Origin of the sequence: Pseudomonas sp. UBA1879 (assembly GCF_002338065.1) — a bacterium.
In the GTDB taxonomy this organism is placed as follows: Bacteria; Pseudomonadota; Gammaproteobacteria; order Pseudomonadales; family Pseudomonadaceae; genus Aquipseudomonas.
In genome coordinates, this window is sequence record NZ_DDHJ01000020.1 from 1 (window position 1) to 24,273 (window position 24,273).

21 protein-coding genes are annotated in these 24,273 nt (G+C 58.6%); 6 read left to right on the plus strand and 15 right to left on the minus strand.

The window, feature by feature from the left end:
* Positions 1-937: 937 nt before the first annotated feature.
* From B3N48_RS23160 to B3N48_RS23195, 8 genes are all read right to left on the minus strand, one after another.
* On the minus strand, positions 938-1,828 hold the full coding sequence (locus B3N48_RS23160; protein ID WP_296187680.1) for an ABC transporter permease subunit: 891 nt from the start codon (positions 1,826-1,828) through the stop codon (positions 938-940).
* Positions 1,825-2,745, minus strand: a complete 921-nt coding sequence (locus B3N48_RS23165) for an ABC transporter permease subunit (protein WP_296187682.1) — start codon at positions 2,743-2,745, stop codon at positions 1,825-1,827. Before B3N48_RS23165 ends, B3N48_RS23160 begins: the two co-directional genes overlap by 4 nt.
* The gene (gene potA / locus B3N48_RS23170; protein ID WP_296187684.1) at positions 2,742-3,884 is read right to left on the minus strand and encodes a polyamine ABC transporter ATP-binding protein; all 1,143 of its coding nucleotides are present in this window, start codon (positions 3,882-3,884) and stop codon (positions 2,742-2,744) included. Before potA ends, B3N48_RS23165 begins: the two co-directional genes overlap by 4 nt.
* A gap of 55 nt (positions 3,885-3,939) precedes the next feature.
* A complete protein-coding gene (locus B3N48_RS23175) occupies positions 3,940-5,034 on the minus strand; it encodes a polyamine ABC transporter substrate-binding protein (protein ID WP_296187686.1) in 1,095 nt (364 codons plus the stop codon).
* A 256-nt stretch (positions 5,035-5,290) separates the two neighbouring features.
* The gene (locus B3N48_RS23180) at positions 5,291-6,388 is read right to left on the minus strand and encodes a polyamine ABC transporter substrate-binding protein (protein WP_296187688.1); all 1,098 of its coding nucleotides are present in this window, start codon (positions 6,386-6,388) and stop codon (positions 5,291-5,293) included.
* A gap of 295 nt (positions 6,389-6,683) precedes the next feature.
* Complete coding sequence (locus B3N48_RS23185; RefSeq protein WP_296187691.1) at positions 6,684-8,051, minus strand: aspartate aminotransferase family protein; 1,368 nt, start codon at positions 8,049-8,051, stop codon at positions 6,684-6,686.
* Positions 8,052-8,121: 70 nt separating this feature from the next.
* Complete coding sequence (locus B3N48_RS23190; protein ID WP_296187692.1) at positions 8,122-9,480, minus strand: glutamine synthetase family protein; 1,359 nt, start codon at positions 9,478-9,480, stop codon at positions 8,122-8,124.
* A 42-nt stretch (positions 9,481-9,522) separates the two neighbouring features.
* Positions 9,523-10,317, minus strand: a complete 795-nt coding sequence (locus B3N48_RS23195) for a gamma-glutamyl-gamma-aminobutyrate hydrolase family protein (protein WP_296187694.1) — start codon at positions 10,315-10,317, stop codon at positions 9,523-9,525.
* Positions 10,318-10,594: 277 nt separating this feature from the next.
* Here B3N48_RS23195 and B3N48_RS23200 point away from each other — a divergent pair, with 277 nt between their 5' ends.
* Together B3N48_RS23200 and B3N48_RS23205 are read left to right on the plus strand one after the other, a co-directional pair.
* Positions 10,595-11,971 (plus strand): glutamine synthetase family protein, encoded by a 1,377-nt coding sequence (locus B3N48_RS23200; RefSeq protein WP_296187695.1) that lies wholly within the window; start codon positions 10,595-10,597, stop codon positions 11,969-11,971.
* A gap of 236 nt (positions 11,972-12,207) precedes the next feature.
* The gene (locus B3N48_RS23205; RefSeq protein WP_296187696.1) at positions 12,208-12,843 is read left to right on the plus strand and encodes a TetR/AcrR family transcriptional regulator; all 636 of its coding nucleotides are present in this window, start codon (positions 12,208-12,210) and stop codon (positions 12,841-12,843) included.
* 50 nt (positions 12,844-12,893) lie between these two features.
* Here B3N48_RS23205 and B3N48_RS23210 read toward each other — a convergent pair whose 3' ends face one another.
* From B3N48_RS23210 to B3N48_RS23240, 7 genes are all read right to left on the minus strand, one after another.
* Positions 12,894-13,355, minus strand: coding sequence for a hypothetical protein (locus B3N48_RS23210; protein WP_296187697.1), 462 nt, complete (start codon positions 13,353-13,355; stop codon positions 12,894-12,896).
* Positions 13,356-13,793: 438 nt separating this feature from the next.
* Positions 13,794-14,009 carry a TOBE domain-containing protein gene (locus tag B3N48_RS23215; protein ID WP_062379390.1) on the minus strand — a complete coding sequence of 72 codons (216 nt, stop codon included), beginning with the start codon at positions 14,007-14,009 and terminating at the stop codon, positions 13,794-13,796.
* Positions 14,010-14,059: 50 nt separating this feature from the next.
* The gene (gene ssuB / locus B3N48_RS23220; RefSeq protein ID WP_296187698.1) at positions 14,060-14,869 is read right to left on the minus strand and encodes an aliphatic sulfonates ABC transporter ATP-binding protein; all 810 of its coding nucleotides are present in this window, start codon (positions 14,867-14,869) and stop codon (positions 14,060-14,062) included.
* Positions 14,866-15,654 (minus strand): aliphatic sulfonate ABC transporter permease SsuC, encoded by a 789-nt coding sequence (ssuC, locus tag B3N48_RS23225; protein WP_296187699.1) that lies wholly within the window; start codon positions 15,652-15,654, stop codon positions 14,866-14,868. Before ssuC ends, ssuB begins: the two co-directional genes overlap by 4 nt.
* Positions 15,655-15,681: 27 nt before the next feature.
* On the minus strand, positions 15,682-16,647 hold the full coding sequence (locus B3N48_RS23230; RefSeq protein WP_296187700.1) for a sulfonate ABC transporter substrate-binding protein: 966 nt from the start codon (positions 16,645-16,647) through the stop codon (positions 15,682-15,684).
* Positions 16,648-17,000: 353 nt separating this feature from the next.
* Positions 17,001-17,639, minus strand: coding sequence for a peroxiredoxin (locus tag B3N48_RS23235; RefSeq protein WP_296187701.1), 639 nt, complete (start codon positions 17,637-17,639; stop codon positions 17,001-17,003).
* 174 nt (positions 17,640-17,813) lie between these two features.
* Complete coding sequence (locus B3N48_RS23240; RefSeq protein WP_296187702.1) at positions 17,814-19,184, minus strand: OprD family outer membrane porin; 1,371 nt, start codon at positions 19,182-19,184, stop codon at positions 17,814-17,816.
* Positions 19,185-19,989: 805 nt separating this feature from the next.
* Between B3N48_RS23240 and tauA the strand changes: the two genes are divergently transcribed.
* From tauA to tauD, 4 genes are all read left to right on the plus strand, one after another.
* Positions 19,990-20,967 carry a taurine ABC transporter substrate-binding protein gene (gene tauA, locus B3N48_RS23245; protein ID WP_296187703.1) on the plus strand — a complete coding sequence of 326 codons (978 nt, stop codon included), beginning with the start codon at positions 19,990-19,992 and terminating at the stop codon, positions 20,965-20,967.
* Positions 20,968-21,151: 184 nt separating this feature from the next.
* Positions 21,152-21,943 carry a taurine ABC transporter ATP-binding subunit gene (gene tauB / locus B3N48_RS23250; protein ID WP_296187704.1) on the plus strand — a complete coding sequence of 264 codons (792 nt, stop codon included), beginning with the start codon at positions 21,152-21,154 and terminating at the stop codon, positions 21,941-21,943.
* On the plus strand, positions 21,940-22,788 hold the full coding sequence (gene tauC / locus B3N48_RS23255; RefSeq protein ID WP_296187706.1) for a taurine ABC transporter permease TauC: 849 nt from the start codon (positions 21,940-21,942) through the stop codon (positions 22,786-22,788). The genes tauB and tauC overlap by 4 nt, the downstream gene beginning before the upstream one ends.
* A 60-nt stretch (positions 22,789-22,848) precedes the next feature.
* Positions 22,849-23,682: a taurine dioxygenase gene (tauD, locus tag B3N48_RS23260; RefSeq protein ID WP_296187707.1), complete on the plus strand. Its 834-nt coding sequence runs from the start codon at positions 22,849-22,851 to the stop codon at positions 23,680-23,682.
* Positions 23,683-24,273: the final 591 nt, after the last annotated feature.

Sequence of the window (24,273 nt, forward strand, 5' to 3'; positions counted from 1 at the left end):
CCCGTTACAGGACGGAACCGTCAAGCTGGGCAGACAGGGCGGAGAATAGCAAAGAGGTGTCGAGGTTGGGACCGGGCACATGAAACCGGCAGAACCTGCGCGTACGCTCGCCAACTTGTAGGAGCTTGGCTTGACCCGCGATCGGCGGGGAACCCGGCATAAACCCTGTGCACGCGGAGTACATAACAGTCCGATGCGGAGGGATTCACGGCGGCTGCGCCGCCGATCGCGGGTCAACCCACGCTCCTACAGAATGCCGTTTGATCGACGTCGCCGACCAGTTAGAGGACTACGTCAACGGCCAGTACAGGCCGGAACCGTTCAGCTGTGGGGATGTGGCGGGGATTAGCAAAGAGGTGTTGAGGTTGGTGCCGGGCACATGAGACCGGCAGAACCTGCGCGTACGGTCGTCAAACTGTAGGAGCGTGGCTTGTCCCGCGATCGGCGGGGAACCCGTCGTAAACCCTGTGCACGCGGTATACCTGACAGTCCAATGCGTATGGATTCACGACAGCTGCGCCGCCGATCGCGGGACAAGCCACGCTCCTACAGAATGCCGTTTGATCGACGTCGCCGACCAGTTAGAGGACTACGCCAACGGCCAGTACAGGCCGGAACGTTCAGCTGCGGGATGTGGCGGGGATCAGCAAAGAGGTGTTGAGGCTGGTGCCAATCCAGTAACACCATCATCCCTGTAGGAGTGAGCTTGCTCGCGATAACGGTTTGTCAGCCAATACTGATGAACCTGACACGCCGCCATCGCGAGCAAGCTCACTCCTACAATAAGGGCGCCAGCCACATGCTCTGTGATCGACGGACATCCCTGTGGGAGCCGGCTTGCTGGCGAATGCGTCAGGTTAGTCAGCTGGATGCTGCATGGGACACCGCATTCGCCAGCAAGCCGGCTCCCACAGGTATGCAGTCCCCCGAATCTAGATCAAACCGACTCAACCACCTTGGCACGGCGCACATCCGGCTGTTTCCAGCCATCCGCCGCGGCTTCTTCGATGGCTTGTTGAATGGCCTTCCTGCGGTTGTTTTCGGCGCGGCGGCTGAAGAACCACACGAGAAAGGTCGCGATCGACACGGCCAGCAGGATCAGACTCGCGATGGCGTTGATTTCAGGCTTCACGCCTAGACGCACGGCCGAGAACACTTCCATTGGCAAGGTCGTCGAGCCCGGGCCGGACACGAAACTCGCCAGCACCAGATCGTCCAGCGACAGGGCGAAGGACATCATGCCGCCTGCGGCCAGAGACGGCGCGATCATCGGGATGGTGATCAGGAAGAACACCTTCCATGGACGCGCGCCCAAATCCATGGCGGCCTCTTCGATGGACATGTCCAGCTCACGCAGACGCGCTGACACGACGACCGCTACATACGCCGCGCAGAAGGTCGTGTGGGCAATCCAGATTGTGACAATGCCGCGTTCCTGCGGCCAGCCGATCAGTTGCGCCATCGCCACGAACAGCAGCAACAGGGACAAACCGGTAATCACTTCTGGCATCACCAAGGGTGCCGTCACCAAACCGCCAAAGAACGTGCGGCCCTTGAAACGCGTCACCCGTGTCAGCACAAAGGCAGCCATGGTGCCGAGTGCCACGGCGGCAATCGACGTATAGCAAGCGATTTCCAATGAGCGCATCACTGCACTCATCAGTTGCGTGTTGTCGAGCAGACCGACGTACCACTTCACCGACCAGCCACCCCAGACCGTCACCAGTTTCGAGGCGTTGAACGAGTAGATCACCAGAATGACCATGGGCGCGTAGATGAAAATCAGGCCCAGCACCAACATCAGGTTCGAGAATCGGAAGCCTCTCATGCCTTGCCCTCCAGTTCTTTGGCCTGGCTACGGTTGAACAGAATGATCGGCACGATGAGGATCAACAGCATCACCACCGCCAGCGCAGACGCCACCGGCCAGTCGCGGTTGTTGAAGAACTCTTGCCACAGGACCTTACCAATCATCAGCGTCTCAGGGCCGCCCAGCAATTCAGGGATGACGAACTCGCCCACCACCGGGATAAAGACCAGCATGCAGCCGGCAATGATGCCGTTTTTGGACAGTGGCACGGTGATTTTCCAGAAGCTGTTGAAGGTGCTCGAACCCAGGTCCGACGCGGCTTCCAGCAGGCTCTGATCGTGCTTCACCAGGTTGGCGTACAGCGGCAGGATCATGAACGGCAAATACGAGTACACGACCCCTATGTAGACCGCGAGGTTGGTGTTGAGGATCTGCAACGGCTCGCTGATCACGCCCAGCCACATCAGGAAAGCGTTGAGCAGGCCGTTGTTGCTGAGGATGCCCATCCACGCATAGACGCGGATCAGGATCGCGGTCCAGGTCGGCATCATGATCAGCAGCAAAAGGACCGTCTGCATTTCCTTGCGAGCGATAGAAATGCCGTACGCCATCGGGTAGCCGATCAGCAGGCACAGCAAGGTGCTGAAGAAGGCCATCTTCAACGAGCCCAGGTACGCCGAGATGTAGAGGTCGTCGCCGGTTAGCAGCGCGTAGTTGGCGAAGTTGAGCACAATGTCGAGCTTCTGCTCGGCGTAAGAAAAGATCTCGGTGTACGGCGGAATCGCGACGTCGGCTTCGGCGAAACTGATCTTGATGACGATCAGAAACGGCAACGCGAAGAACAGGAACAGCCACAGAAACGGAACTCCGATGACTGCCTGACGCCCATTGGGCGTGATGCGCTTCAGCGCACGTTTGATTTTCCGAATTTTCATGAGCGCAGCACCACGCCGCTGTCGTCTTCCCACCAGACGAACACTTCGTCTTCCCAGGTTGGACGCGCGCCCAAGCGCTCCGAGTTGGCGACGAACGACTGAACCAGCTTGCCGCAGGTCAGTTGCACGTAGAACACCGAATGCCCGCCCAGATACGCGATGTCGTGAATCTTGCCGCGAGACCAGTTGTATTGGGTGGTCGGTTGCTCGGTGGTGATCAGCAGCTTCTCGGGCCGGATCGCGTAGGTCACGCGCTTGTCTTCCACGGAGGTGCTGACGCCGTGGCCCACGTAGATCTCACGCTCCAGCTCGGGGCTGTGAATCAGCGCATGGCCTTCCATGTCCTCGATGACTTCACCGTCGAACAGGTTGACGTTGCCGATGAATTCGCAGACCAGACGGCTGGTCGGGGTTTCATAGATATCGACCGGGCTGCCGATCTGAGCGATCCAGCCCAAGTGCATGATCGCGATGCGCTGGGCCATGGTCATGGCCTCTTCCTGGTCGTGGGTCACCATCACGCAGGTCACGCCGACGCGCTCGATGATTTCCACCAGTTCCAGCTGCATCTGCGATCGCAGTTTTTTGTCCAGCGCGCCCATGGGTTCGTCGAGCAACAGCAGTTTGGGCTTCTTCGCCAAGGAACGGGCCAGCGCCACGCGCTGACGTTGGCCGCCGGAGAGCTGATGGGGTTTGCGCTTGGCGTACTGGGTCATCTGCACCAGTTTGAGCATTTCAGCCACGCGGGCGTCGATCTCGGCCTTGGGCAGTCTGTCCTGCTGCAAACCAAAGGCGATGTTCTGCGCCACGGTCATGTGCGGGAACAGCGCGTAAGACTGGAACATCATGTTGATCGGTCGGTCGTACGGCGGCATGTCGGTGATGTCGACACCGTCGAGAAAAATCCGCCCCTCTGTTGGCCGCTCGAAACCGGCGAGCATGCGCAACAGCGTGGATTTGCCCGAACCGGAGCCGCCGAGCAAAGCGAAAATCTCGCCTTTGTTGATCTGCAGAGACACATCGTCCACAGCCACCGTCTCGTCGAACTTTTTCGTGACCCGATCGATTTTGACCAGCACCTGCTTCGGTTGCTGACCACCCTCAAGGGCTTTTTTGTAGGCGCCGGAGGCAACTGCCATGGGTGAAACTCCCAACTGTGCTTGCGCCCGGCCAGTGCGGCCGGGCGCCAGGTCTTTATTTACCGGATTTGATCTTGGTCCAGCTGCGCGTCATCACGCGCTGAATCTTCGGTGGCAACTCGGAGTTGACGTACAGCCGCTTCTGCACGTCCGCTGACGGGTAGACCGCCTCGTCGTTGCGAATGTCCTGATCCATCAGCTCGCCGGACGCCGGGTTCGGGTTGGCATAACCCACCTGGTCGCTGACCTTTGCGATCACGTCGGGCTTGAGGATGTAGTTGATGAACGCGTGTGCGGCCTTCACGTCCGGTGCGTCCGCAGGGATCGCCAGCATGTCGAACCACAGGTTGCCGCCTTCCTTTGGAATCGAATACGCGATGTTCACGCCCTTGCCCGCCTCTTCTGCGCGGGCCTTGGCTTGGAACACATCGCCGGAGAAACCGGCAGCGATACAAATGTCGCCGTTAGCCAGGTCGGTGATGTATTTGGAGGAATTGAAGTAGGTCACGTACGGACGCACTTTAAGCAGCTTGTCCTCGGCCTTTTTGTAGTCTTTTTCGTCAGTGCTGTTGGGATTCAGCCCCATGTAATTCAGCACGGCGGGCATCATCTCGTCAGCCGAATCGAGGAACGCAACGCCGCATTTCTGCAGCTTCTTGATGTTCTCAGGCTCGAACAGCATGGCCCACGAATCGATAGTGTCGACGCCCAGCACTTCCTTGATCTTATCGACGTTGTAGCCGATGCCGTTGGTGCCCCACAGGTAAGGAACGGCGTACTGATTGCCCGGATCGTTTTTCTCCAGGCGCTTCATCAGTTCGGGATCGAGGTTTGAATAATTGGGGAGCTGCGACTTGTCGAGTTTCTGAAACGCACCGGCCTTGATCTGTTTGCCAAGGAAGTGGTTTGAGGGCACGACCACGTCATAACCGGTGTGACCGGCGAGCAGTTTGCCTTCCAGGGTTTCGTTGGAGTCGAAGACGTCATATTTGGTTTTGATGCCGGTCGTGGACTCGAAGTCCGCGAGGGTCGTGGTGCCGATGTAATCGGACCAGTTATAAATGCGGACGGTGGATTCCGCGTAGGCACCGACGGCGAGCGTCAGGCCGGCTCCAAGTAGCAAGCCTTTGGAAAACAAAGAAATAGACACGTGTGCAGTCCTTTTAGTAGGTGGGCATGTTGCCCTGGCCGACGACAGTAACGACTGCCTGTGACAAATCCGGCGCGCAACTTACCTTCGTTGAACCCTTCTCGCAAAAAAAAATTCAATACGCAGATTCTTGTAGGGGCGCGCTTGCCCGCGATGACGGTGTGCCTGTGACAAACATACAGACTGATACGCCACCATCGCGGGCAAGCGCGCTCCTACAAATGGGGTGAGAGCGTCAGCCCTCACCCTGCCAGGCTTACTTGCCCGATTTAATGTTGGTCCAGCTGCGGGTCATCAGGCGCTGAGTCGCTGCAGGCAGGTCGGCAATCGCGTACAACTTGGCCAGCACGTCGGCAGGTGGGTAAACCCCTGGGTCCGAGGTGATCTCCTTATCAACGAACTCCGTCGCTGCCTTGTTACCGTTAGGGAAGTGAACGGCGTTGGTGATCTCGGCCATCACTTTCGGTTGCAGGATGAAGTTCATGAACTTATAGGCGCCTTCGACGTTTTCGGCGTCTTTAGGGATGGCGACCATGTCATAGAAGCTGCCAGCACCTTCTTTCGGAATGTTGTAGCTGACCTTGACCTTGCCACCGGCTTCTTCAGCACGGGCCTTGGCCTGGTACACGTCACCCGAGTAACCCACAGCGACGCAGATGTTGCCGTTGGCCAGGTCCGAGATGTACTTGGACGAGTGGAAGTAGGTGACCGAAGGACGGATCTTCTTGAACAGGGCTTCGGCCTTCTCGATGTCTTCTTTCTTCTGACTGTCGGTTGGCAGACCCAGGTAATGCAGCGCCACAGGCAGCATTTCGGTCGGCGAGTCGAGGAAGCTGATGCCACAGCCTTTCAGCTTGGCAGCGTTCTCTGGCTTGAACAGCAGATCCCAGGAGTTGGTCGGCGCATCAGCGCCCAGTGCCGCTTTGACCTTGTCAGCGTTGAAGCCGATACCGATCGAGCCCCACATGTAGGGGAAGGCGTGTTTGTTGTCCGGGTCGCTGACCGATACGGCTTTCAACAGCGCAGGGTCGAGGTTTTTGTAGTTAGGCAGCTTGGACTTGTCCAGCTCCTGATAAACACCGGCCTTGATCTGCTTGGCCAGGAAGTTGTTGGACGGGACGACGATGTCGTAACCCGATTTGCCCGCCAGCAACTTGGCTTCCAGCGTCTCGTTGCTGTCGAAGACGTCGTACACCACTTTGATGCCGGACTCTTTCTCGAAGTCAGCGATAGTGTTCGGTGCGATGTAGTCGGACCAGTTGTAGACGTGCAGAACTTTGTCATCGGCGTGCGCCGCTGCGGCCACTGCTCCCATCAGGGACAGTGCGAGGAGGGTTTTGCCAAATGTCTTCATGCGTACAGCTCCAATGTTTTTTATGTTAGCGGCGACTGAAACAGCCGGTAGTCTGGCAATTTCCTGGGCGGGCTTACAAGCAGCGCGGCCTGCCGTGTTGAGTACCTTTCAAAGATTTCATCTGCACACCAACATCGACTTCCTGTAGGAGCGCGCTTGCCCGCGATCTGCACCAATCCTTGCAGGAGTGAGCTTGCTCGCGATAGCGGTGCATCAGTCAACCCATTCGGTTCAGACAAATAGCAATCGCGAGCAAGGTGGGGCGCCACCCCGGTCACTCCTACAGAGGGATCGTTTACAACCGCTGCAACTCGGCGAGCGTCAGGTCCAGGCATTTGCGTGCCTTTTCCACCAGCTCGTCGATCTCGGCAAAGCTGATCACCAGCGGCGGCGAGATGATCATCGTGTCACCCACCGCACGCATGATCAGGCCGTTATTGAAGCAGAAAGTGCGACAAATCATGCCCACGCCCCGATCCACATAACGCGCGCGAGTGGCTTTGTCCTTCACCAGCTCGATCGCGCCGAGCAGGCCGACGCCCCGCACTTCACCCACCAGCGGATGATCGCTCAGCTCACGCAAACGTCTTTGCAAATAGGGTGCTGTTTCCGACTTCACCCGCTCGACGATTTTTTCGTCGCGCAGGATGCGGATGTTTTCCAGGCCCACCGCCGCTGCCACTGGATGGCCGGAATAGGTGAAGCCGTGATTGAAGTCGCCGCCTTCGTTCAGCACCTTCACCACTTCATCGCGCACGATCACGCCGCCCATGGGGATGTAGCCCGAAGTCAGGCCCTTGGCGATGGTCATCAGGTCTGGTTTGAGGTCATAGAAATCGCTGCCGAACCACTCGCCGGTGCGGCCAAAACCACAGATCACTTCGTCGGCCACGAAAAGGATGTCGTACTTGGCGAGGATTTCCTTGATCTTCGGCCAGTAGGTGTCTGGCGGAACGATCACGCCGCCCGCGCCCTGGATCGGCTCGGCAATGAATGCCCCGACGTTGTCCACGCCCAGTTCGAGGATTTTCTCTTCCAGTTGCTCGGCCGCCCAGACGCCAAACTCGTCCGGGGTCATGTCGCCGCCTTCACCGAACCAGTAAGGCTGCGGGATGTGGACGATGCCTGGAATCGGCAAGTCGCCCTGCTCGTGCATGTAGGTCATGCCGCCCAGACTCGCGCCCGCGACGGTGGAACCGTGATAGCCGTTCATGCGGCTGATGATGACTTTCTTGCTCGGCTTGCCCTTGATCGCCCAGTAATGGCGAACCAGACGCAACACGGTGTCATTGCCTTCGGAGCCGGAGCCGGTGAAGAACACGTGGTTCATGCCTTGCGGAGCAATCTCGGATATGGCCTTGGCCAATTGCAACGCAGGCGGGTGGGCAGTCTGAAAGAACAGGTTGTAATACGGCAGCTCGCGCATCTGTTTGCTGGCCGCGTCTGCCAGTTCTTCCCGGCCGTAGCCCACCGCCACGCACCACAATCCAGCCATGCCGTCGAGGATCTTGTTGCCTTCGCTGTCCCACAGGTACACGCCCTCGGCGTGAGTGATGATGCGTGGGCCTTTCTCTTTCAGCTGCTTGAAGTCGCTGAACGGGGCCAAGTGATGATCGCTGCTGAGGGCTTGCCATTCGCGGGTTTGCGGGTTGTTGGAACTCATGAATCCACTCCATCGGGTATCGCGTTTCAGGCGCCGCCAGCCACTCCGGGCCGGCCGGCGACCGTGATCTTCAGACAGCAAAAAGCAGGAATTCCCGCTCCCACGAACTGATCACACGCTTGAAGTTTTCGTGTTCGGCGCGCTTCACTGCGACGTAGCCGGTCACGAACGTTTTGCCGAGGTACTTCTCGACGGTCTTGCTGTTTTCCATCCGCTCCAGAGCGTCTTCAATAGTCAACGGCAAGCGCAGGTTGCGGCGTTCATAGCCGCGACCCACCACCGGCGCGCTAGGGTTGAGGCCTTCGACCATGCCGATGAAGCCGCACAGCAAACTCGCGGCAATCGCCAGGTACGGGTTGGCGTCAGCGCCGGGCAGGCGGTTTTCCACACGCCGGTTTTGCGGGGTTGCCTCGGGAACGCGCAGGCCTACGGTGCGGTTTTCCTCGCCCCATTCCACGTTTACAGGTGCCGAGGTGTCGGGCAAGAAACGCCGGAAGGAGTTGACGTTGGGCGCGAACAGCGGCAAGAGCTCGGGGATCAGCTTTTGCAGGCCACCGATGTGTTGCAGAAAGAGCTCACTCATCGTGCCGTCGTCGTTGGAGAAGATGCTCTTGCCGGTTTCGATATCGATGATGCTCTGGTGAAGGTGCATGGCGCTGCCAGGCTCGCCGGTCATGGGCTTGGCCATGAAGGTCGCGGCCACATCATGCTTGAGCGCGGCCTCGCGCATGGTGCGTTTGAACACCAGAATCTGGTCGGCAAGGTGCAACGCATCGCCATGACGGAAATTGATTTCCATCTGCGCCGTGCCGTCTTCGTGAATCAGCGTATCGAGATCGAGGTTTTGCAGCTCGCACCAGTCATAAACGTCTTCGAACAGCGGGTCGAATTCGTTCGCGGCTTCAATAGAGAAGGACTGACGACCGGTTTCAGGACGGCCCGAGCGGCCAATCGGGGGTTGCAACGGGTAATCGGGGTCGTCGCTGCGTTTGGTCAGGTAGAACTCCATCTCCGGCGCCACGATGGGCTGCCAGCCTTGATCGGCGTAGAGCTTGAGGACTTTCTTCAAGACGTTGCGCGGAGACAGCTCGATCGGGTTGCCCTGCTTGTCGTAGGTGTCGTGAATCACCTGCGCAGTGGGCTCAATGGCCCAGGGGACCAGGAACACCGCGTTCTGGTCGGGACGGCAGAACATGTCAATGTCTGCGGCGTCCAGCAATTCGTAATAAATGTCGTCTTCGACATAGTCCCCGGTGACGGTCTGCAGCAATACGCTTTCCGGCAAGCGCATGCCCTTTTCAGCAATGAACTTGTTGGTCGGAGAGATCTTGCCGCGGGTGATACCGGTGAGGTCGGAGATCATGCACTCGACTTCGGTAATCCTGTGTTCTTTCAACCAATCGGTGAGCTGGTCGAGGTTGGTACTCATAAATACCTCAGGGGTTCATTACTCTGACGACCATCGTGATCGTCAGGCGCTTTTGGACGCTTGCGCGTCGCGTTGTGTTGCCCGTTTTCGACAGGCATCGCCAAATGCCTGAAGGATTGAAAGATAGTCGGGGTTTTGCGTGACCTGCCACTCCGGATGCCATTGAACGCCCAGTGCAAACACGTCAACTGAAGCAAAAGCCGCGCCCGGCGGAACGGAGAGGGCTTCGATCAGGCCATCCGGGGCAGTGGCTTCCACCCGCAAACCGGGAGCGAGACGTTGGATGCCTTGGCTATGAATTGAATTGACACGAATTTCTCTCGCCAGCCCTATTCCGGCCAAAAGACCACCCGGCGCGACCTGCACCGGATGGCTCGGAGCGTATTGAATTTCAACGGGTTCGTTCTCTGGCTCACGATGATCCATGAAGGTTCCCGTCTCGTGAACCTTTTGATGCAGACTGCCACCAAACGCCACGTTCATCTCCTGAAATCCCCGACAAATACCCAATACCGGTACGCCAGCGGCCACAGCAGCACGAATAAGAGGTAAGGTGGTGCGGTCGCGTTCAGGATCATGAGCAGTGCCGGGCGCGCTGGCGGGCCCGCTATAGTGAAGGGGTTCGACGTTGGAGGGAGAACCGGTAAAGAGCAAACCATCGACCACCGAGAGGATATCGGCCGGGTCGAGGAGCTCTGCCAGAGACGGCAAGATCAGCGGCAGGCCCTTGGCAGCGACGGCGACGGCCCGGACGTATTTGTCACCACTGACGTGATAGGCATGCGAGCCAATTTGCTGAGTGCAGGCGGTGACGCCGATCAGCGGAAGGCGAGACATGGGACCCCCGGTGTTATTGCTGTTATGGGTTGCGACCGAGCTTAGCGTTGTTCATTTTTTTACACAACAGCCCTGTAAAAAATTAAACACGGCCCGCTCAAGACCGCAGATCCCATCAACGCAAACGGCAATAAACCGCCCTAAAGTGCGGCAAAAAAGGCCTTGCGGCGCCCTTTTAGGGCAAAACTGGGCTCTATTGACTTCATCAGGCCTTTCGGATTGACTGAACGCCGTAATGCTCGATGATTGATATTTTCAACAACAAAGGTGTTGCATCATGTCGGTACCCCCGCGTGCCGTTCAGCTCAACGAAGCGAACGCGTTCCTTAAGGAACATCCTGAGGTTCTATACGTTGACCTTCTGATTGCAGATATGAATGGAGTGGTGCGCGGCAAGCGCATCGAACGCACCAGTCTCCATAAGGTTTACGAAAAAGGCATCAACCTCCCGGCTTCTCTTTTCGCACTGGATATCAATGGCTCGACGGTGGAAAGCACCGGTCTTGGCCTGGACATCGGTGACGCTGACCGAATCTGTTATCCCATCCCCGACACTCTCTGCAACGAGCCTTGGCAGAAGCGTCCTACCGCACAACTCCTGATGACCATGCACGAGCTGGAAGGCACGCCGTTTTTCGCCGACCCCCGCGAAGTGCTGCGTCAGGTGGTGGCCAAATTCGACGAAATGGGCCTGACCATCTGCGCCGCGTTCGAGCTGGAGTTTTACCTGATCGATCAGGAGAACGTGAATGGCCGTCCACAGCCGCCGCGCTCACCGATTTCCGGCAAGCGCCCGCATTCGACACAGGTTTACCTGATCGACGACCTCGATGAGTATGTCGATTGCCTTCAGGACATTCTGGAAGGCGCCAAAGAGCAAGGCATCCCGGCCGACGCCATCGTCAAGGAAAGTGCCCCGGCGCAGTTCGAAGTGAACCTGCACCACACAGCCGACGCACTGAAGGCTTGCGACTACGCGGTTCTGCTCAAACGGCTGATCAAGAACATCGCTTACGACCATGAAATGGACACCACCTTCATGGCCAAGCCGTATCCGGGCCAAGCAGGTAATGGCTTGCACGTCCACATCTCGATCCTGGATCGCGATGGCAAGAACATCTTCACCAGTGAGGATCCCGAGCAGAACGCCGCATTACGTCATGCGATCGGCGGTGTGCTCGAGACCCTACCGGCGCAGATGGCGTTCCTTTGCCCGAACGTCAACTCGTATCGCCGGTTTGGTGCTCAGTTCTACGTGCCTAACTCGCCGACGTGGGGTCTGGATAACCGTACGGTTGCGGTGCGTGTGCCGACGGGTACCGCCGATGCCGTGCGTATCGAGCACCGCGTCGCTGGTGCCGATGCCAACCCGTATCTGCTGATGGCTTCTGTTCTGGCGGGCATTCACCACGGTCTGACCAACAAGGTCGAGCCGGGCGCGCCGGTCGAAGGCAACTCGTACGAGCAACACGAGCAGAGCCTGCCGAACAACCTGCGCGATGCCCTGCGTGAGCTGGACGACAGCGAAGTCATGGCCAAGTACATCGATCCGAAGTACATCGATATCTTCGTGGCCTGCAAGGAAAGCGAGCTGGAGGAATTCGAGCACTCCATTTCCGACCTCGAATACAACTGGTACCTGCACACCGTGTGACGGCCGACTGGAATAAAAAACGCCCCTGAGCCACGAGGTCAGGGGCGTTTTTTATTTTAGACGGGCATACAAATGCCATTTCTGCGTTGTCGATTCGACCGCCATCGCGAGCAAGCTCACTCCTACAGATAACGTGAGGCCCCGAGGGAGTGAGCTTGCTCGTGATGACCTCAGCTCAGGCGCCACGAATCCATGTCTCGCGTACAATGCCCCGGACCCTACTCCGAGACGTTTCGATGACCCGTCCCGCCACGCCACGCAAACCCCGCGCACGCAGCCAGGCGCGGATCGACTCGATCCTCAATGCCGCCCGCACGTTATTGGCGTCTGATGGCGTGGCGAGCCTGTCGATTTACAGCGTGGCCGAGCGCGCCGGCATTCCTCCCTCATCGGTCTACCACTTTTTCGCCAGCGTGCCCGCGCTGCTGGAAGGCCTGACCGCCGATATCCACAGCGCCTTCCGCGAGAGCCTGCAACAGCCCATCGATCACGCACGACTCAACACCTGGCACGACCTCTCGCGACTGGTCGAGACGCGCATGCTCACCATCTACAGCGAAGACGCCGCCGCCCGCCAGCTGATCCTCGCACAACACGGCCTGACCGAAGTCACACAGGCCGACCGCCAGCATGACATCGAACTGGGCAACCTCATGCACGAACTGTTCGCCAAACACTTCCAGCTGCCGGCCCTGCCCGCCGACGTCGACGTCTTTGCCTTGGCGCTGGAGCTGGCCGACCGCGTCTATGCCCGCTCGATACAACTTCACGACACAATCACCCCGCGCATGGCGGAAGAAGGCCAACGGGTGTTCGATGCGTATCTGGGGCTGTATTTGCCGCCGTTTTTGCCTAAGCGCGCGGCAGTCTGAGCGACTTCGGCCGCACAGTCGCCTTTCAACCTTGCATCGTGGAAGCCTGACTAGCGCGTCACCTCTGCCGATTGCGTCTCTATTCGAGCATCAAGCCAAACATCAACGAGCGTGTCTTGGCCGTCCGCTACCAAAGCAGCAGGACTGTGGAATCGATAGACCTGCTCTTTGACTGACACATTGACCCGTCCCTCAGCCACTGAAACGTTGGCATGCGCGTCGCGCGTCACCAGAAACGCCTTCCCATCGCGTGCCATCGCCTTCAACGCCAATTGATCATCATCCAAACGCTGATGAAGAAAGTAGCGGTATATAAAGGGAGAAGTCGCGCCGCCTGCATCAGTGAGGACGGCGTAGACCATCCCGTTTTCTCCTATGGGATAGCGGGCAACGATTTTCGATAAAACAGGTGAAGGCTGGCGGTTGAGAAGCATCCAGCCCAGCAGAACGATGCACAGAGCAGCGAGAAACCACGCCGTTGACTTTGCGCTACAACGGATGGCAAATCGCATATTCAATGCCCTCCAGAATCATCATCGGGTCATTCCTGTCGTCACCATAAGGAAACGAGAACCAGGTTCAGGCTAACCCCTTCCGGCGCACGCGGTATTTTCATAATGTCGATGTCCGATTTAGCAAAAGTCGGATCGAATGTAGGGACGGCAATCCCCTCTGTTAAGAGCTGTCAGCCACGCCACGAAAATTCAGAAGCGTCCTACATCAACAGGTGCGAGAGTCTTTCTCCGGATTCGGACATAATGAGCGACGTTAATCACTGTGCGAGCGAATTCAATCGTGAGTAGCCGGCACAGCCGATATGTCGCTGTCGTCTTTCGCATCTTTCGCATCTTTCGCAAATGAATTCGCGCGCATGGGAAGTGACACTAACGTCACATAATAAAAAAACCCCGAAGAGCTCGTGCCCGTCGGGGTCATTCACAACGCATCGATCACAACTTGGCGATCGACACCTCGGTGGATTTCACGAAGGCGATCACTTCGCTGCCGACGACCAGCTCCAGCTCTTTGACCGAGCGGGTGGTGATCACGGAGGTGACGATGCCGGACGCGGTTTGTACGTCGATTTCGGACAGCACGTCGCCGGTGACGATTTCCTTGATGGTGCCTTTGAACTGGTTACGAACGTTGATGGCTTTAATGGTCATGGTTGGCCTTCCTTTTTCAGATCAGTGCCGGAGGCAACATTGCATCCGGATTAATTGGCCCAACGCAGTTGCGTGGGCAGCGGTGACGTCGGTTCGGGTTCGGGCGGGCTGCCAGGGAGCGACAGCACGCGGTTGAGCACTTCGGTTTCCAGCGCGGCCAGGCGGTACGAGCCACGAGCGCGTGGGCGAGCGAGGTCTACCTGCAGGTCGAGGCCGATGCGGCCCTCTTCGATCAACAGCACGCGGTCGGCGATGGCGACAGCTTCACTGACATCGTGGGTGACCAACAGCACCGTAAAACCGTGCTTCTGCCAGAGGTCTTCGATCAATTGCTGCATCTCGATCCGGGTCAGCGCATCCAGCGCACCCAACGGTTCGTCGAGCAGCAACAGACGTGGTTGGTGAATGAGTGCGCGGGCCAAGGCCACACGCTGCTTTTGACCGCCCGACAACGCCGCCGGCCACTCGTTGGCGCGCTCCGCAAGACCAACGGCCGCCAACGCTTCCAATGCCTTGCCACGCCAGTCGCCGCTGAGGCCCAGGCCGACGTTGTCTATGATGCGCTTCCACGGCAGCAAACGCGCTTCCTGAAACATCAGGCGGGTGTCTTCCCGCGCGTCGGCCAGCGAGGCATTGCCCGCCAGCAATTGGCCGCTGGTGGGTTGATCGAGGCCCGCCAGCAAACGCAGCAGCGTACTTTTGCCGCAACCGCTGCGACCGACCACGGCCACGAATTGCCCCGCCGGGATGTGCAGGTCAATGTCTTTCAACACTTCACGCGAGCCAAAGGTTTTCTTCAGCTTGCGCACTTGCAGGGGAATCCCGCGCAACAGGTTTGCCGGTTGTTGGAGATTGCTCATCGTGCGCCACCTTTTGCCACTTGATACGCCGGGTGCCACCGCAGGCAGACCCGCTCCAGACCTCTGGCCGCGAGGTCTGCCAATTTGCCGAGTACGGCGTACAGCACGATCGCCAGCACGACGACGTCCGTCTGCAAAAATTCTCGGGCGTTCATCGCCAGATAGCCGATGCCGGAGCTCGCCGAGATGGTTTCGGCCACGATCAGCGTCAGCCACATGAAGCCCAGCGCGAAGCGCACGCCCACCAGAATCGAAGGCATGGCGCCGGGCAGAATCACGTGTCGGAACAATCCAAAACCTGACAGGCCGTAGCTGCGCGACATTTCCACCAGCGCCGGGTCGATGTTGCGAATACCGTGGTAGGTGTTGAGGTAAATCGGGAACAGCGTGCCGAGTGCGACCAGAAAAATCTTCGCGCTTTCGTCGATGCCGAACCACAGGATCACCAGCGGAATCAGCGCCAGATGCGGCACGTTGCGGATCATCTGCACCGAGCTGTCGAGCAGGCGTTCGCCCCATTTCGACAGGCCGGTGATAAAGCCCAGCGTGAGGCCAATGCTGCCGCCAATGGCGAAGCCGATGCCCGCGCGCCAGCCGCTAATGGCTAGGTGGGTCCAGATTTCACCGCTACGCACCAGTGTCACACCGGCTTCGATGACGGCGCTGGGCGCAGGCAGGATGCGAGTCGAGAGCCAGCCGGCGCTGACTGCTAGTTGCCAGATCGCCAGTAACAAGACCGGTAGCAACCAGGGCGCCAGTCTGTGAGTGAATCGTTCCACGCTCATGGAGTTGTCTCCTCTTAATGCCGAGGCTTACTGCGCTTTCGCGACAGCAGCGGGTGGCGTCCAGATCACATCGGCGATGCTGAGCGGTTTGGGGATCAACTTCAGTTGATAGAAGGTGTCGGCGATTTTTTGCTGAGCCGCGACGGTTTCAGGGGTGATGAACCCTGCCCCGTAGCCTTGGCGTTTCACCGAAATGCGGGTGATGTCTTGCGGTAGGCCGAGCAGCGGCGCGACCTGCTTGGTCACGTCATCCGGATTGGCCTTGGACCATTCACCTATGGCGCGGACCTCTTCCACCAGCGTCTGAATCACTTTCGGATGCTGTTGTGCATAAGGCTTGGTCGCCAGATAGAACTGGTTGTTGTCGACGATGCCTTTGCCATCTCGCAGGGTGCGCGCGTGCAGCTGTTGCTCGGCGGCCGCTTGATAGGGGTCCCAGATGACCCAGGCATCGACAGCGCCACGCTCGAATGCGGCGCGGGCGTCGGCGGGGGGCAGGAAAACGGTCTGGATATCGCTGTATTTCAGACCCGCCTCTTCCAGCGCGCGCACCAGCAGGTAATGCACGTTGGAGCCTTTGTTCAGGACGACTTTCTTGCCTTTGAGGTCTGCCACTGACTTGATCGGCGAGTCCTTCGGCACCAGCAGCGCCTCGCTGGTCGGCGCTGGCGGCTCGGAAGCCACATAAAGCAGATCAGCACCCGCGGCTTGCGCGAAAACGGGAGGGGTCTCGCCTGTCACGCCGAAATCGATGGAGCCAACGTTGAGGCCTTCCAGCAACTGAGGGCCACCGGGAAATTCAGTCCATTGCACCTGAACGCCTTGCTCGGCCAGTTTCTTTTCCAGCGAGCCTTTGGCCTTGAGCAGCACCAACGTGCCGTACTTCTGATAGCCGATGCGCAGGGTATCGGCCTGGGCTTGAGTGAGCGCGCCGAAGGACACCGCCGCAGCAAACAGAGCGACCAGGCCTCGACGCAAAATGACAGTGCGCATGGCACGCTCCTTTGCTGTGTAGCTTATTTGGTGGCACCTGCTTGTCCGATGGCGGGCAAGTAAGGTGTGGATAGTATTCATTGCCAGCGGTTACGCCAGGACGGAGAAACCATAACAGGGCTTGTTTATTCTCTAAAATCATATTTATTCATTTGGTTAGCACCAAAGTGAATAAACAGTGCCGCACTAAGTTTCGAGGGAGCCAGTCTGCTGGCGATTGCAGCGGGTCAGACATCCCTCCTTTGCATGACTCACCGCATTCGCCAGCAAACTTGCTCCCACAGTGGGTCAACAGCGGGCAACAAAAAAAGGGCCGATAAATCGGCCCGAATGTCGTGGTTGAAAGCGGTGTATCAGCGATTGGGCTGCGGTGTCAGACGCAGGTATGGCGTGACAGCCTTATAGCCCTTCGGAAAGCGTTGCTTGATCTCTTCTTCGTCCTTGATCGACGGCACGATCACCACGTCTTCGCCGTCTACCCAGTTCGCAGGCGTCGCGACCTTGTGGCTGTCGGTCAATTGCAGCGAATCGATCACGCGCAGGATTTCGTTAAAGTTACGACCCGTGCTGGCCGGGTAGGTAATGGTCAGCCGCACCTTCTTGTTCGGGTCAATCACGAACAGAGAGCGTACGGTCAGGGTTTCACTGGCGTTGGGATGAATCAGGTCGTACAGATCGGAAACCTTGCGATCGGCGTCAGCCAGGATCGGGAAATTCACGATCGTGTTCTGGGTCGTGTTGATGTCGCCGATCCATTTGACGTGGGACTCGGCCGAGTCCACCGACAGGGCAATCGCCTTGACATTGCGCTTGTCGAATTCGTCCTTGAGCTTTGCAGTGAAGCCTAACTCGGTGGTGCACACCGGCGTGAAGTCGGCAGGATGGGAGAACAGTACCCCCCACTTGTCGCCGAGCCATTCGTGAAACTTGATGCGGCCTTCATTGGAGTCCTGTTCAAAATCGGGGGCGGTGTCGCCAAGTTTGAGGCTCATACAGTCAGCTCCTTTGGTAGATGTTTTATGGAGACACTGTGCCCGCGAATTGATTGAAACGGAAAGACCGAGTGGTCATGTCGAGCGCCGTTTCGGCTATATAAAAAGGCAATAACCTTTCCTGACGGCATAAAAAAGCCCCGCCGAAGCGGGGCTCTTTTCAACAGACCCGGCTTATTTGAAAGCGTAGGTGTAGTTGAAGATCAGACGGGTCTGGTCTTGGTCGGCGATGCGGGTGTTCTGAGCCGCAGTACCGTGGTTGTCGTAGTCCGAACGGTAGTTGGCGCGGCGCAGGGTGGCGCCGAAGCCTTTCAGAGGACCGTCCTGGAATACGTAGTCGATACGCATGTCGCGTTCCCACTCGGAGCTGTCACCAACCGAAGCGCCGCTGGTGGCCTTGATGTTGGTACCTTTCAGGTACGCGATCGCAGCTTTCAGACCCGGAATGCCCAGACGAGCGAAGTCGTACGAGTATTGACCGAAGTTGGTAGTCTCACCGGCGCGGGCGAACTGGTTGATCATCGAGTCAGTGAACAGGTAGAAGCTGGAACCGCCTTCACCGTCGCCACGGCCACGGCCGTCAGCCACGTTACCGTTGCTGACCCAGACCATACCGCCGTCGTCGCTCACGTCTTGGTGACCGAGCATCAAAGCGTGGCCGCCGATGGTGTACGTGAACATGGCCGACCAGGTTTTGTTGTCGACTTCGCCAGCGTGCTTGGCATAACCACCGTTGTTGTTGAAGCGGTGGGTAGCGTCGCCGTTCTTGCCGTCGGAGTCGCTGTCGAAATAACGCAGGTCAGTCTTGAAGGACTGGTCTTCAGCGATCGGCAGAATGTGCACCAAACCGAAGAAATTCTGCTTGTAGTAGTCTTCCAGCTCGGCGTGGTAAGCCTGCAACGTCAGGTCTTTGGTGACTTTGTAGTCGACACCGGCGAACGTGAAGTTGTTCGAACCCTTGGTACCGCCAGCAGTGGCCAGACCAGCATAGTTACTGGAAGCACGGCTCGCGCCTTGGGTAATCTTGCCGACGTTGAAGGTGAAGTTGTCGATCTCTTTGGATTGCAGAGTCGCACCCTGGAAGGTCTGTGGCAGCAGACGACCGTCGTTCGACACCAGAATTGGCAGGTTAGGCTGCAGCGCGTTACCGACCTTCACTTCAGTCTTGGAGAGCTTGGCCTTGGCGTTGGCGCCCAGACGCGACCAGCTGTCTACCGAAGAACCGTCGGTGTCAGTCGGGAAGAAGGTGTTCGACGTCGTTCTGGAGTGGTGATCGATGCCGCCGCCCAAGTGGATACCGGCCATGCCTTGTACGTCCAGACCGAAACCTACAGTGCCAGGGGTGTAGCCGGAAATGAAGTTGAACAGCAGGCCTTCAGCGGTTTCACGCTGGTCGGCAGCACGAACGCCCTCACGGACGTCGCTTTCGAAATACATGGTACGGGAACTGATGGTTGCCTTGCTGTCTTCCAGGAAACCAGCTGCACCAGCCTGAGTGGCCATCACACCTACAGATACGGCCAAGGCCAGGGTGGACTTCTTCATTGTGTTTCGCTCCTCTTGAATCTAATTTTTGTAGTTCCTTGGTACTGAGACAAAAGGCTCAAGACCGCGGATGCGCGATTAGCGCTGGACCTGACTCGGCGAGTCAATGGCCCCAAGACTAATTGACTAGACCGCGTTAACAGCTGGCTGCAAGGTAAGAGAAATCCTTTAAACCTAAAAAGACTTTGTGAGCCTGCTTTTATGCCAAGCAGTTATATGTCACAAGTCGTTTCAGCCGTCCGTTGCGGAGTGTATCGGCGTCTTTACCTAATTCCCAAAAAATATTTACATCCCGTTCGTCAGATCGATTGGTTTCTCCACATCGTACGACCGGAACTCGACCAGCCGGTCACGGTCAGCGTGCGAAATTGGATGAAGATCTGTTAGATAAGCAGCTGAAATCAAAGGTTTTTATAACGGCGTAGACGCAATTGTTACAGTTGTCACCCTGCTGTCTGTCTGTTTTTTTTCGGCGGAGGCCGCACGCTGGTCGGTTGACTGACAGAAACTTTGCGGCGCTTGGACCCCTCGCAACAACGCCTGCTCATCTACGCCAGGTAAAACGTCACACCACCAGAGCTGATAGCGCTCAAGACGAGAGCGCAGAGGGTATTTACATAATGTGACATTTAGATGAACGGTTATGTTGTGTCCGCATTTTTCCACCCTGTTGCTGTGGCGCGCCTCCTGCACTTCGCTTCTGACGCTAAGCTCATGCCAAAAGGTTATTTATTTGGCATTTCTTAGATCATTTACGCTTCGCATCAATCAGTTCCTCGGCCTGCCTTGATCCGGAGCTTCATCCATGAAACTGCTCAAACCTCTTCGCCTGATGGCGGCTCTGTCGCTGGCGGGCTCTGCCTTGCTCGCACAGGCTGCGGACTTCACCGTCGCCTACCAGACCACGGTAGATCCGGCCAAAGTCGCCCAGGCTGACGGCGCTTATGAAAAAGCCACCGACTCGAAGATTTCGTGGCGCAAATTCGATAACGGCGCCGACGTCATCACGGCCATTGCATCGGGTGACGTGCAGATTGGCTACCTTGGCTCCAGCCCTTTGACGGCGGCAGCAACGCGCAAAGTCCCGGTTGAGACCTTCCTGATTGCCACGCAGATCGGCGCCGCTGAAGCGCTGGTCGCTCGCAACGGGGCAGGCATCAACAGTCCACAGGATCTGGTCGGCAAAAAGATCGCCGTGCCGTTCGTGTCCACCGGCCACTACAGCTTATTGGCTGCGTTGAAGCACTGGAACATCGATCCGGCCAAGGTAACCATTCTCAACCTCGCGCCTCCGGCCATCGCTGCAGCCTGGAAACGCGGTGACATCGATGCCACCTATGTCTGGGATCCGGCGCTGGGCGTGGCCAAGGAAACCGGAAAAGTGCTGATCACCTCCGGCGAACTTGCCAAGATCGGCGCGCCTACGTTCGACGCCTGGATCGTGCGCAAGGATTTCGCCGACAAGCACCCTGAGATCGTCAAAGCCTTCGCCAAAACCACCCTCGACGCTTACGCCGATTACCGCAAAGACCCGACCGCCTGGATTACCAATGCCAGCAACGTCGACAAGCTGGTGAAACTTTCCGGCGCCAAAGCGGCTGACATTCCTGATTTGCTGAAAGGCAATGTGTACCCCCTCGCAGCGGATCAAGCGAAGGAACTGGGCGCACCGACCACCGAAGCCATCGGCAAAACCGCGGCGTTCCTCAAAGAGCAAGGCAAGGTCGATGCGGTGCTGGCGGATTACACGCCGTATGTCAGCGCGAAGTTTGTCACTCAGTAACGCAACGCACTGTAGGAGCGTGGCTTGTCCCGCGATCTGTCGCGAAGCGGCAGCCGATTGGATGGATGCGGTGCTTCAGATAGGCCGCAGCTGCATCCTTACGACTGCTGCGCAGCCGATCGCGGGACAAGCCACGCTCCTACAGAGAAACGTTTCAGTTCTATATAGAAGCGGAGTCCTCGCCATGGCCTTGTTACAGCTGGAGCGCATCTGCGCACAGTATCCCGGTGCGGCCGAGCCGGTACTGTCCGACATTTCCCTGAATCTCGGCCCGCAACAGCTGCTCGTGGCCCTCGGCCCGTCCGGCAGTGGCAAGACTTCGCTGTTGAACCTGATCGCCGGTTTTGTCGAGCCGAGCGCCGGTCGCATCACGCTTGATGACGCGCCGGTCAAAGGCCCCAGCGCTGAGCGCGGCGTAGTGTTTCAGGACGACGCCTTGCTGCCTTGGCAAGATGTATTGGCCAACGTTGCATTTGGCCTGGAGCTGGCTGGCGTTCCTCGCGCGCAACGTGAAGCCAAAGCCCGCGACATGCTGGCGTTGGTCGATCTGGCGGGATTCGAAAAGCGGCGGATATGGCAGCTGTCCGGCGGGCAGAAACAGCGCGTCGGCCTGGCCCGCGCTCTGGCCGCCGACCCACGCGTGCTGCTGATGGACGAACCGTTCGGCGCGCTGGACGCCTTCACCCGCGAGCAGATGCAGGAGCTGCTGCTGCAAGTCTGGCAGCGCAGCGCCAAGCCGGTGTTCCTGATCACCCACGACATTGAAGAAGCCGTGTTCCTCGCCACCGACCTGATTCTGCTGGCGCCCAATCCTGGGCAGATCGTCGAACACCTCAAGCTCGATTTCGGCCAACGCTACAGCGCAGGCGAGTCGGCGCGGGCGATCAAGTCGGACCCGCGATTCATCGAAACCCGTGAACACGTGTTGGCCCGAGTGTTTTCGCAACGTCAGGCCATTGCGGAGCAGCGGGCATGAGCAAGTTTCAATCACCGCCACTGGCCAACGCCTTGACCCCGCCTGCGATCCCGCCGAAAACCGCCATCCGACGCGTATACCTCAGCACCCGCTCCATCAGCGTGCTGACGCTGTTCGCGCTGCTCGCCGCATGGTGGCTGGTCACGGCGCAGGAATGGGTTGAGCCGCTGTTCCTGCCGCCGCCTTCCGCGGTGCTGGAGAAAGCCTGGCTGCTGATGACCAAGGGCTACATGGAGTCCACCCTTTGGCAGCACCTCGGCGCGAGCCTGCAGCGCATCGGGCTCGGGTTGATCGCGGCTGTGCTGACCGCCATTCCGGTCGGCATCGCCATCGGTCACAACCGGATTGCGCAGGGTATTTTCGATCCCTTGATCGAGTTCTATCGCCCGATCCCGCCGCTGGCGTATCTGCCGCTGATCGTGATCTGGTGCGGAATCGGCGAATTCTCCAAGGTCTTGCTGATTTATCTGGCGATCTTCGCTCCGATTGCCATCGCCACCGCCACCGGTGTGCGCACCGTGGACAGCGCCAAATTGCGTGCCGCGCAGTCGTTGGGCGCAAGCCGCTGGCAGCTGATTCGTCATGTGATTTTGCCCAGCGCCCTGCCCGACATTCTCACCGGTGTGCGCATCGGGCTGGGGGTGGGCTGGTCAACGTTGGTCGCTGCCGAATTGATCGCAGCCACCAGCGGCCTGGGTTTCATGGTGCAGTCCGCTGCGCAATTCCTGGTCACGGATGTGGTGGTATTGGGGATTCTGGTGATCGCCTTTATCGCCTTTGGACTGGAGATGGGTCTGCGCGCGCTGCAACGCAGGTTGGTGCCGTGGCACGGCCAGAATCATTGATCGCTGACGATTACAGACACTGACTACGCCGACACTTCGGCGCACATTGTGAGAACCCGCATGAGCCTTGACATCACCCCTCTCAGTTCAGCATTGGGCGCGCAGATCAGCGGCGTCGACCTGAGCCGGGACCTGACAGCCGAGCAACGTAACGCCATTGAACACGCGCTACTTGCCCATCAGGTGCTGTTCTTCCGCGAGCAGCCGATCACGCCCCAGCAACAGGTGCGCTTCGCGGCGCAATTCGGCGATCTGCATGTGCATCCGATTTATCCTAACGTGCCCGAGCAGCCGGAAATCATGGTGCTCGACACCGCACTGACCGACGTGCGTGACAACGCGCTTTGGCACACTGACGTGACCTTCCTGCCGACCCCTGCCCTCGGCGCCGTGTTGAGCGCGAAACAATTGCCGGCCTACGGCGGCGACACGCTTTGGGCCAGTGGCATTGCGGCGTTCGAAGCGCTGTCCAAGCCTCTGCAAACGCTGCTCGACGGCTTGACGGCCACTCACGACTTCACGCGCTCGTTTCCCGTGGAGCGTTTTGGCAGCACCGCCGACGACCTTGCTCGCTGGGAAGAAACTCGTCGCAAAAACCCGCCGCTGTCGCACCCGGTCATCCGCACGCACCCGGTCAGCGGACGTAAAGCCCTGTTCGTCAATGACGGTTTCACCACACGCATCAACGAACTGGAGCCTGCGGAAAGCGAAGCGATTTTGAAGCTGCTGTTCGCCCATACCACGCGCCCCGAATTCACCATCCGCTGGCGCTGGCAGGAAAACGATATTGCCATGTGGGACAACCGCGTGACGCAGCACTACGCCGTAGACGACTACCGCCCGCAGCGCCGAATCATGCACCGCGCAACGATCCTCGGCGACGCGCCCTTTTGAACCGATCCAGCGCCAGACGCGGAAAAAGGGCCTAGCGAAAACTCGCGGATCATTCACGTCGGCTCTGATCCGGAGAGCGTACGACGGCCGCGAATGCGGTGGGTCAGACGGTTCATCTGCCGCTGATCTACCGCTTCGCGGCCGTCGTTCCTCCGGCGGCTCCTACGGATTTCGCGGCGTTGAAACAATCCCTGTTTCGATCCGGAGCCACGCGGCATCCCAGAATTGACGTAGCTCCCTGATCCCGCCGCAGACTGTAGGAGCCGCCGGAGGTACGACGGCCGCGAAGGCGGTGGGTCAGACGATTCATCTGCCGCTGATCCACCGCTACGCGGCTGTCGTTCCTCCGGCGGCCCCTACGGATTTCCCGTCGTTGAAACAATCCTGTTCCGATCCGGAGCCACGCGGCATCCCAGAATCCAGGCAACTCCCTGATCCCGCCGCAGACCGTAGGAGCCGCCGGAGGTACGACGGCCGCGCTAGCGGTGGGACCGACGACTCATCTGCCGTCTATTTACCGCTTCCCGCCCGCCTTTCCTCCGGCGGCTCCACCGGATCCCCCGGCTCTGAAACAAACACTGTTCCGACCTC

What these genes read in the sequence shown, in the direction of transcription:
- B3N48_RS23160 (WP_296187680.1), bottom strand. Translation starts at nt 1,828, where the DNA reads ATGAGAGGCTTCCGATTCTCGAACCTGATGTTGGTGCTGGGCCTGATT.
- B3N48_RS23165 (WP_296187682.1), bottom strand. Translation starts at nt 2,745, where the DNA reads ATGAAAATTCGGAAAATCAAACGTGCGCTGAAGCGCATCACGCCCAAT.
- potA (WP_296187684.1), bottom strand. Translation starts at nt 3,884, where the DNA reads ATGGCAGTTGCCTCCGGCGCCTACAAAAAAGCCCTTGAGGGTGGTCAG.
- B3N48_RS23180 (WP_296187688.1), bottom strand. Translation starts at nt 6,388, where the DNA reads ATGAAGACATTTGGCAAAACCCTCCTCGCACTGTCCCTGATGGGAGCA.
- B3N48_RS23185 (WP_296187691.1), bottom strand. Translation starts at nt 8,051, where the DNA reads ATGAGTTCCAACAACCCGCAAACCCGCGAATGGCAAGCCCTCAGCAGC.
- B3N48_RS23190 (WP_296187692.1), bottom strand. Translation starts at nt 9,480, where the DNA reads ATGAGTACCAACCTCGACCAGCTCACCGATTGGTTGAAAGAACACAGG.
- B3N48_RS23195 (WP_296187694.1), bottom strand. Translation starts at nt 10,317, where the DNA reads ATGTCTCGCCTTCCGCTGATCGGCGTCACCGCCTGCACTCAGCAAATT.
- B3N48_RS23200 (WP_296187695.1), top strand. Translation starts at nt 10,595, where the DNA reads ATGTCGGTACCCCCGCGTGCCGTTCAGCTCAACGAAGCGAACGCGTTC.
- B3N48_RS23205 (WP_296187696.1), top strand. Translation starts at nt 12,208, where the DNA reads ATGACCCGTCCCGCCACGCCACGCAAACCCCGCGCACGCAGCCAGGCG.
- B3N48_RS23210 (WP_296187697.1), bottom strand. Translation starts at nt 13,355, where the DNA reads ATGCGATTTGCCATCCGTTGTAGCGCAAAGTCAACGGCGTGGTTTCTC.
- B3N48_RS23215 (WP_062379390.1), bottom strand. Translation starts at nt 14,009, where the DNA reads ATGACCATTAAAGCCATCAACGTTCGTAACCAGTTCAAAGGCACCATC.
- ssuB (WP_296187698.1), bottom strand. Translation starts at nt 14,869, where the DNA reads ATGAGCAATCTCCAACAACCGGCAAACCTGTTGCGCGGGATTCCCCTG.
- ssuC (WP_296187699.1), bottom strand. Translation starts at nt 15,654, where the DNA reads ATGAGCGTGGAACGATTCACTCACAGACTGGCGCCCTGGTTGCTACCG.
- B3N48_RS23230 (WP_296187700.1), bottom strand. Translation starts at nt 16,647, where the DNA reads ATGCGCACTGTCATTTTGCGTCGAGGCCTGGTCGCTCTGTTTGCTGCG.
- B3N48_RS23235 (WP_296187701.1), bottom strand. Translation starts at nt 17,639, where the DNA reads ATGAGCCTCAAACTTGGCGACACCGCCCCCGATTTTGAACAGGACTCC.
- B3N48_RS23240 (WP_296187702.1), bottom strand. Translation starts at nt 19,184, where the DNA reads ATGAAGAAGTCCACCCTGGCCTTGGCCGTATCTGTAGGTGTGATGGCC.
- tauA (WP_296187703.1), top strand. Translation starts at nt 19,990, where the DNA reads ATGAAACTGCTCAAACCTCTTCGCCTGATGGCGGCTCTGTCGCTGGCG.
- tauB (WP_296187704.1), top strand. Translation starts at nt 21,152, where the DNA reads ATGGCCTTGTTACAGCTGGAGCGCATCTGCGCACAGTATCCCGGTGCG.
- tauC (WP_296187706.1), top strand. Translation starts at nt 21,940, where the DNA reads ATGAGCAAGTTTCAATCACCGCCACTGGCCAACGCCTTGACCCCGCCT.
- tauD (WP_296187707.1), top strand. Translation starts at nt 22,849, where the DNA reads ATGAGCCTTGACATCACCCCTCTCAGTTCAGCATTGGGCGCGCAGATC.